The sequence below is a fragment of the Fulvivirga lutimaris genome (assembly GCF_009711525.1).
Classification (GTDB): domain Bacteria; phylum Bacteroidota; class Bacteroidia; order Cytophagales; family Cyclobacteriaceae; genus Fulvivirga; species Fulvivirga lutimaris.
Map to the genome: position 1 here is coordinate 24,430 of NZ_SMLV01000404.1, position 6,687 is coordinate 31,116.

Annotated in this window: 5 protein-coding genes; 2 read left to right on the plus strand and 3 right to left on the minus strand. The window is 39.7% G+C overall.

The genetic code is table 11. The annotated features are described in order from the left end of the window. The 3 genes from E1140_RS21540 to E1140_RS14260 all read right to left on the minus strand — a co-directional run. A partial coding sequence (locus E1140_RS21540) for a hypothetical protein (protein ID WP_221412700.1) occupies positions 1 to 288 on the minus strand: 288 nt, incomplete at its 3' end. Between the two features lie 119 nt (positions 289 to 407). Then, on the minus strand, positions 408 to 1,679 hold the full coding sequence (locus E1140_RS14255) for an aminotransferase class V-fold PLP-dependent enzyme (RefSeq protein ID WP_155185118.1): 1,272 nt from the start codon (positions 1,677 to 1,679) through the stop codon (positions 408 to 410). A gap of 72 nt (positions 1,680 to 1,751) precedes the next feature. Then, entirely contained in the window at positions 1,752 to 2,135 is a 384-nt protein-coding gene (locus E1140_RS14260) for an acyl-CoA thioesterase (protein ID WP_343034255.1), read from the minus strand. A 188-nt stretch (positions 2,136 to 2,323) separates the two neighbouring features. Here E1140_RS14260 and E1140_RS14265 point away from each other — a divergent pair, with 188 nt between their 5' ends. After that, on the plus strand, positions 2,324 to 5,341 hold the full coding sequence (locus E1140_RS14265; protein ID WP_155185120.1) for an amidohydrolase family protein: 3,018 nt from the start codon (positions 2,324 to 2,326) through the stop codon (positions 5,339 to 5,341). A 4-nt stretch (positions 5,342 to 5,345) separates the two neighbouring features. Then, entirely contained in the window at positions 5,346 to 6,641 is a 1,296-nt protein-coding gene (locus E1140_RS14270) for an amidohydrolase family protein (protein WP_155185124.1), read from the plus strand. The last annotated feature ends 46 nt before the right edge of the window (positions 6,642 to 6,687 follow it).

Genomic DNA, 6,687 nt, shown 5'->3' on the forward strand with positions numbered 1-6,687 from the left:
ATTCTGATCTATGAATCTTAATTTTATAATATCTCCAGTATCCGAGTCATCGGTTACACCAGACATATCGATAGAAGGATACTTGCCGAAAATTTCCTTAATTGGAGGCATGTCCATTTTTCTGACATGAGAAATGGGGTAAACTATTCCGTCTCCATTCAACAATTTAGCTACACCAATGGTAGGGTGTGTAATGCAGCCATACTTCTCAATTACCTCTCCGCGATGCGTGGTTATATGGTCACGAGGGATAGGACCAACAACCGCTAATTTGTATTTTTTAGCCATAGTGTAACTTACCAAATATTCAGTCAAACTGCAATCGATTTCCCGCTTTAGGTGGTCAAAAATCAGACTTAAACATGAATTTCATATCGTTTAAACAAAACTAAATTTTAGATGTTAATCTAAGCTTTGGCTAGTTCTTTAATGGCACCAACAAAAGTGTCGAGTTCCTCTAAGGTGGTATAGATATTAGGTGTAACTCGTACACCTAAAACACTGGCTTCAGGTCTGTAGATGGAGACAGTCCAAATTTTATGATCCTCCATTAGTTTCTTAGCTAGGTCTCGAGGTTCCATACCTTTTATACCGACATTACCTATGCCTCCGTGCCTTGCCATATCATCAGGAGTGTTAACAATTACGTTATCTACATCACGAACTTTGCTTGTCCAATAATGCTGTAAAAATTTGAGTCTTGCTTCCTTTCTCTGGCTGCCGATAGCATTGTGATAATCAATGGCATTGCTGATAGCCAAATGTGTATGAACAGGATGTGTACCCGTGTGATTCAATCTAAAAATATCATCAGCCGGTGTCTTCCATTGCGCCATAAGCGGCCAAATTTTACTCACTTTTTCTTTCTTAACATAAAGAAAGCCCGCACCAAGTGGTACGCTTAACCATTTGTGTAGACTAGTGCCGTAATAATCACAATTCAGATCATCTAACTTAAAGTCTAAATGTGCAAATGCATGGGCACCATCCACCATTACCTCTACACCTTTCTCATGGGCCATGTCACAGATTTTCTTAACTGGCAATACCTGTCCAGTTATATTGATGAGGTGACAGATCATTAAAAGCTTGGTGCGATCAGTAATGGCATGCGCATAAAGCTGCACAATCTCCTCATCGGATTTGGGATGATTAGGTACAGAAACAACCCTTGTAACAATGCCATATCTTTTCTCCATCAAATGGAATTGATCTTGCATAGAACCATAGTCTTGCTCTGCCATTATGGCCTCATCACCCTCTTCCCAATCCTGCCCTGCTATGATTAAATCAAGTGACTCAGTGGTATTTCTGGTTATAATCAATTCTTCATCACTGCAGCCCGCCAGATCAGCCAATTTCTTTGTTACCGCCTCCTGGTTGTCCCATTGCACGGTACGCATATAATAAGAACCCTGCAGGTTGACTTCCCTTATATGAGAAATATAATGCTCCAAAGTTTCCTGAGGCATAAAGCAGTAGTAACCGTTCTCAAGATTGATATAGTCATCTTTTAGTTTATATCCTCCCCTAATCTTTTTCCAAAAATCTTCATCACCAGCCAAGTCATTAGGAGAAATGGCTGACACCTGCTCCACTATCTCTTCAATATGCTTTAATGAAAAAGGAATGCCCAAACTAAGGGCTGACATATTCTTAATAAAGGCTCTCTTATCCATGATGTAAAATTTATGGATAGAAGGTAATTATAATATCAGGTAAATCAAACTTGTTTTTTATTTTAAAGAGTATCAGATGAACTGCTCATAAAGGGAGTGTTCTATTCTTTTGGGTCGAAAGGTTTTTCCATCTAGAGCACACCATATCGTTCTAGCAGAAATGAGCTGCTCTCCTTTTGCATTCATGATCACAACATTTCTTGGCATTTTAACACCATTAGCTTCTTCCACCCAGGTTTCGCATTCCAGCAAATCGGCTTCAAATGCAGGTTTATGGTAATCAATCTCATGGCGCAGCACCACCCAAACCACCTCCTTTTGTAGTTCAGTAGGCGCGAAGGATTTCCAATGTGCTTCTGCCGTTTCTTGGACATAACGCAGATAGACTACATTGTTAACATGCCCCATTTGGTCTATATCTTCTGGTCTTACAGTTATTTGATGTTTGAATCTCACTTAATTCTATTTTTTTAAGAAATACCAATCTACAAAAAAGTTGTTTCTAAGGTTATGTTCTCACCGCTTTTAAACAATTAAATGACCTGCTCAATAGCATTTACCGCTTATCAAAATATGACATTTTATGGCTCAAATTGGGGGGTGAATTATTTAAATTACAACTCTAAAAAACTAAACCTAAACATATGAAGAGACTCATACTTTTTGTTTGCCTTTTCTCTTCTCTTTATTCGGCCTCATACGCACAGGAAACTTTCCCGCGCAATGACGTTCGTAATCATAGAGAAGGAGCTTATGCTTTTACTAACGGAACCATAGTCGTTGACTATCAAAATACCGTTCAGAATGGTACAATGCTCATTAGAGATGGCAAGATCGAACAGGTGGGCAGCGGTATTTCTGTACCTGCGGGCTACACTATTATTGACCTGAAGGGCAACTATGTTTATCCTTCTATTATTGACCCATACACCAATTACGGTATGCCTAAAGAAGAAGGCCGTGGTGGTTTTTCATGGGGTGGACCGGAGCAAATTTATACTAAAACCAAAGGTCCCTTTAATGGTAACGAAGCCATTAAAGCTGAATTTAATGCTGCTGAAAATTTTTCAGTTGACAAAAAAACAGCATCTGGGCTAAGAGAAAATGGATTTGGAACGGTGCTTACTTTCAGAGCGGACGGTATTGCAAGAGGTACTTCAGCACTGGTAACGCTTGACGAATCTTCTGATAACAATGTAGTGCTGAACTCAAGCGCTGCTGCACATTATTCTTTTACAAAAGGAAGCTCCAAACAGTCTTATCCTATCTCTACAATGGGCTTTATAGCACTAATGAGACAGACTTATTTGGATGCTAAGTGGTATAAAACCTTAAACCCTCCTCCTTTCAAGGACTTATCATTGGAGAGTTTTAACAAAGCTCAGTCTTTACCGCAGATCTATGATACCAAGGGGTGGTTAGAGATTTTGAGAGCAGATAAGCTTGGTGATGAATTTGGTGTACAGTATATCATCAAAGGTGGTGGTGACGAATACCAAAGAATAGATGAAGTTAAGGCTACCAGAGCTAAATTGATTATTCCATTAAACTATCCAGCAGCATTTGATGTTGACAATCCTTTAGATGCCAAAGAGGTATCTCTTGCTGATATGAAACACTGGGAACTTGCCCCAGGTAATGCCGCTGCTTTAGCTAAAAACGGAATTGAATTCGCCTTTACAGCAGATGGATTATCATCAGCTAAGGACTACTTACCAAATGTTAGAAAGGCTGTTGAATATGGTTTGTCGGAACAGGCTGCTCTTAGAGCAATGACCTACACGCCAGCTTCTCTTTTAAAAGCTACTGATCAGGTGGGTAGTCTCGAAAAAGGAAAGCTTGCCAATTTTATCATTACCTCAAAATCAATTTTTGATGATAAAGCCAGTATTCTTGAAAACTGGGTTCAAGGAAATAAATACCAATTCAAGGCTTTAGAAGGTCCTGATTATGCTGGTAAATATGACCTGAAAGTTGGTAGTGATACTTACAAAATGGAAATCTCTGGTGATGCAGGAAGTCAGTCTGCTAAGTTGGTGATCAATGATAGCACTGACATTAAAGTAACCAGCACTTTTGGTGAAGACCTTGCTGACTTAACTTTCTCTCCTGACGGCCAGGATGGCTTGGTAAGATTATCAGGATGGTCATCGGCAGACGGATTTGCTGGTAAAGGCCAATTAATTGATGGCACATGGGTGAGCTGGTCAGCTAAGAAGACTGGTGACATTGAGGCCAAAGAAAAGGAGGACAGCAAAAAAGAAGCGAGTGATTTAGCACTTGGTAAGGTTATTTATCCTTTTGTTGGTCATGGTAATGAAACCAAGCCTACTCAGGAGACTATCCTTATTAAGAATGCTACTCTTTGGACAAATGAGGCTGAAGGTATTGTAGAAAACACAGATATTCTACTAAAGGATGGTAAGATTGCTCAAATCGGTAAAGGGCTTTCTGCCTCAGGTGCCAGGGTTATTGATGCCAAAGGCAAGCATGTAACTTCTGGTATTATTGATGAGCATTCTCATATAGGCGCTTCATCAATTAATGATATAGCCACTAACTCAAGTATGGTAAGAATAGGAGATGTCATTGATCCAACAGATGGGCATATATACACTTCCCTTTCAGGTGGTGTTACAGCTGTTCAGATATTGCACGGTTCTGCCAACCCAATTGGTGGGCAGTCTGCATTGATCAAACTTCGTTGGGGTGCAAGTCCTGAGGAAATGAAAATCAAAGGTGCAGATGGATACATCAAATTTGCACTTGGTGAAAATGTAAAGAGAAGCAGCAACCCTAGCTCTATCAGGTTCCCGCAAACAAGAATGGGAGTTGAGCAGGTGTATGTAGATGCATTCTCCAGTGCTCTTGAATACAAGAAAAAGTGGGATGCCTATAACCGACTTTCTTCTAAAGCAAAAGCTAGTGCTACTGCTCCAAGAAGAGATTTGGCGATGGAAACCATGAACGAAATTCTAGAAGGTAAAAGGTTTATCTCTTGTCATTCTTACGTACAGTCTGAGATTAACATGTTAATGAATGTTGCTGACAGGTTTGACTTTAGAGTAAATACATTCACTCACATTTTGGAAGGTTACAAAGTAGCTGATAAAATGGCTGAACATGGTGTTGGAGCATCTACCTTCTCTGACTGGTGGGCTTATAAATGGGAAGTGCGTTATGCCATCCCTTACAATGCTGCCATAATGCATAATGCAGGTGTTACTACAGCCATTAATTCTGATGATTCAGAAATGGGAAGAAGATTGAATCAGGAAGCTGCCAAATCTATAAAGTATGGTGGAATGAGTCAGGAAGATGCCTGGAAAATGGTGACACTTAACCCAGCCAAACTTTTACATCTTGACGACAGAATGGGAAGTTTGAAAGTTGGCAAAGATGCTGATGTAGTTATCTGGTCAGACAATCCACTTTCTATTTATGCTAAAGTAGAGTCAACTATTGTTGATGGAACAGTTTATTATGATGCTCAAAAAGAAATGGCTATGGTTGACTGGATTGAGAAAGAAAGAGCTCGATTGATCCAGAAAATGAAAGCTGAAAAACAAGGTGGCGGCAGAACGCAAAAGCCTTCTGGCAGACACAAGGAAGCATTCCATTGTGATGATTTAACTGTTGACCTTAACTTCTTAAACGACTAAGACAATGAAAAGAATTTATATATATATCATAGCGTTTTTAGTAACAACACAGTTGGTGGCTCAAGTGCCTCAACCAGTTGGTCCGCAATCACAGCCTATTTTATTAAAAGGTGGAATTGCACACTTAGGAAATGGTCAGGTAATCAACAACTCTATTGTAGGTTTCGAGAATGGCAAGCTCACTATTGTTGCAGATGCAGGCAGCGGTGCAGATGTCTCCAAATACAAAGTGGTTGACGTAACAGGTCAGCATGTTTATCCTGGCTTTATACTTCCTGATTCACAATTAGGTATAGCTGAAGTTAGCTCTATTAGAGCTATGGATGATACTGATGAAGTTGGTGATATGTCGCCTAATGTCAGATCATTAGTAGCTTACAACACAGACAGTAAAGTACCTCCTACTTTGAGATTCAATGGAATAATGGTTGCTGAGTCTACTCCTACCGGAGGTAGAATATCAGGTACATCATCAGCCATGAACCTTGAAGGATGGAACTGGGAAGATGCAGCCTTGAAACCGGATATAGCCGTGCATATGAACTGGCCTAGCAGAATGTCAAGAAGATTTGACTTCGCTACTTTTAGTGTTAAAAGAGAGCCTAATAAAGAGTATGGCAACCAAGTAGATGAAGTTGATGCTTTCTTTAAATCTGCGCTTTCTTATAGCAAACTAGCCAGCAAGGAGAGAAACCTAAAGCTAGAAGCTATGGGTGGGCTTTTTTCAGGTGAAAAAGTACTAATGATCCATGCTAGAGGTGCTAAGGATATTGTTGAATCTGTAAAGCTGGCACAGGCTAATAGTGTTAAGAAAATTGCAGTTGTAGCTGGTGTTGCTGCACTAGACGTAAGCGAATTCTTAGCTACAAATAAAATACCTGTAATCTTACCAAATGTGCATGACTTACCTGACGGTGATGATATGGATGTTTATCTTCCATTTAAATTGCCAGGTCTTTTGACTAAGGCTGGAGTTACAGTTGCACTATCTCATAATGGTATGATTGCAAGAGCACGTAACCTGCCTTTTTACGCAGGATCTTGTGTAGCCTATGGCATGGAAAAAGAAGCTGCTTTGAGTTTGATTACTGCTAACCCTGCCAAAATATTAGGTATTGATAGCGAAGTAGGCACGATTGAAGTCGGAAAAAGAGCTACATTGTTTGTTTCAAAAGGCGATGCTCTGGACATGATGACCAATAACTTGAGTTATGGATACATTGATGGTAAAGAGATTGTACTTGAAAATGAGCAACAAATGCTATTTAAAAGATACAGCGATAAGTACAGTAAGAAGTAAAATCCTGTATTAAGAAAAAGCCCTGCCAGATATCTGGCAGGGCTTT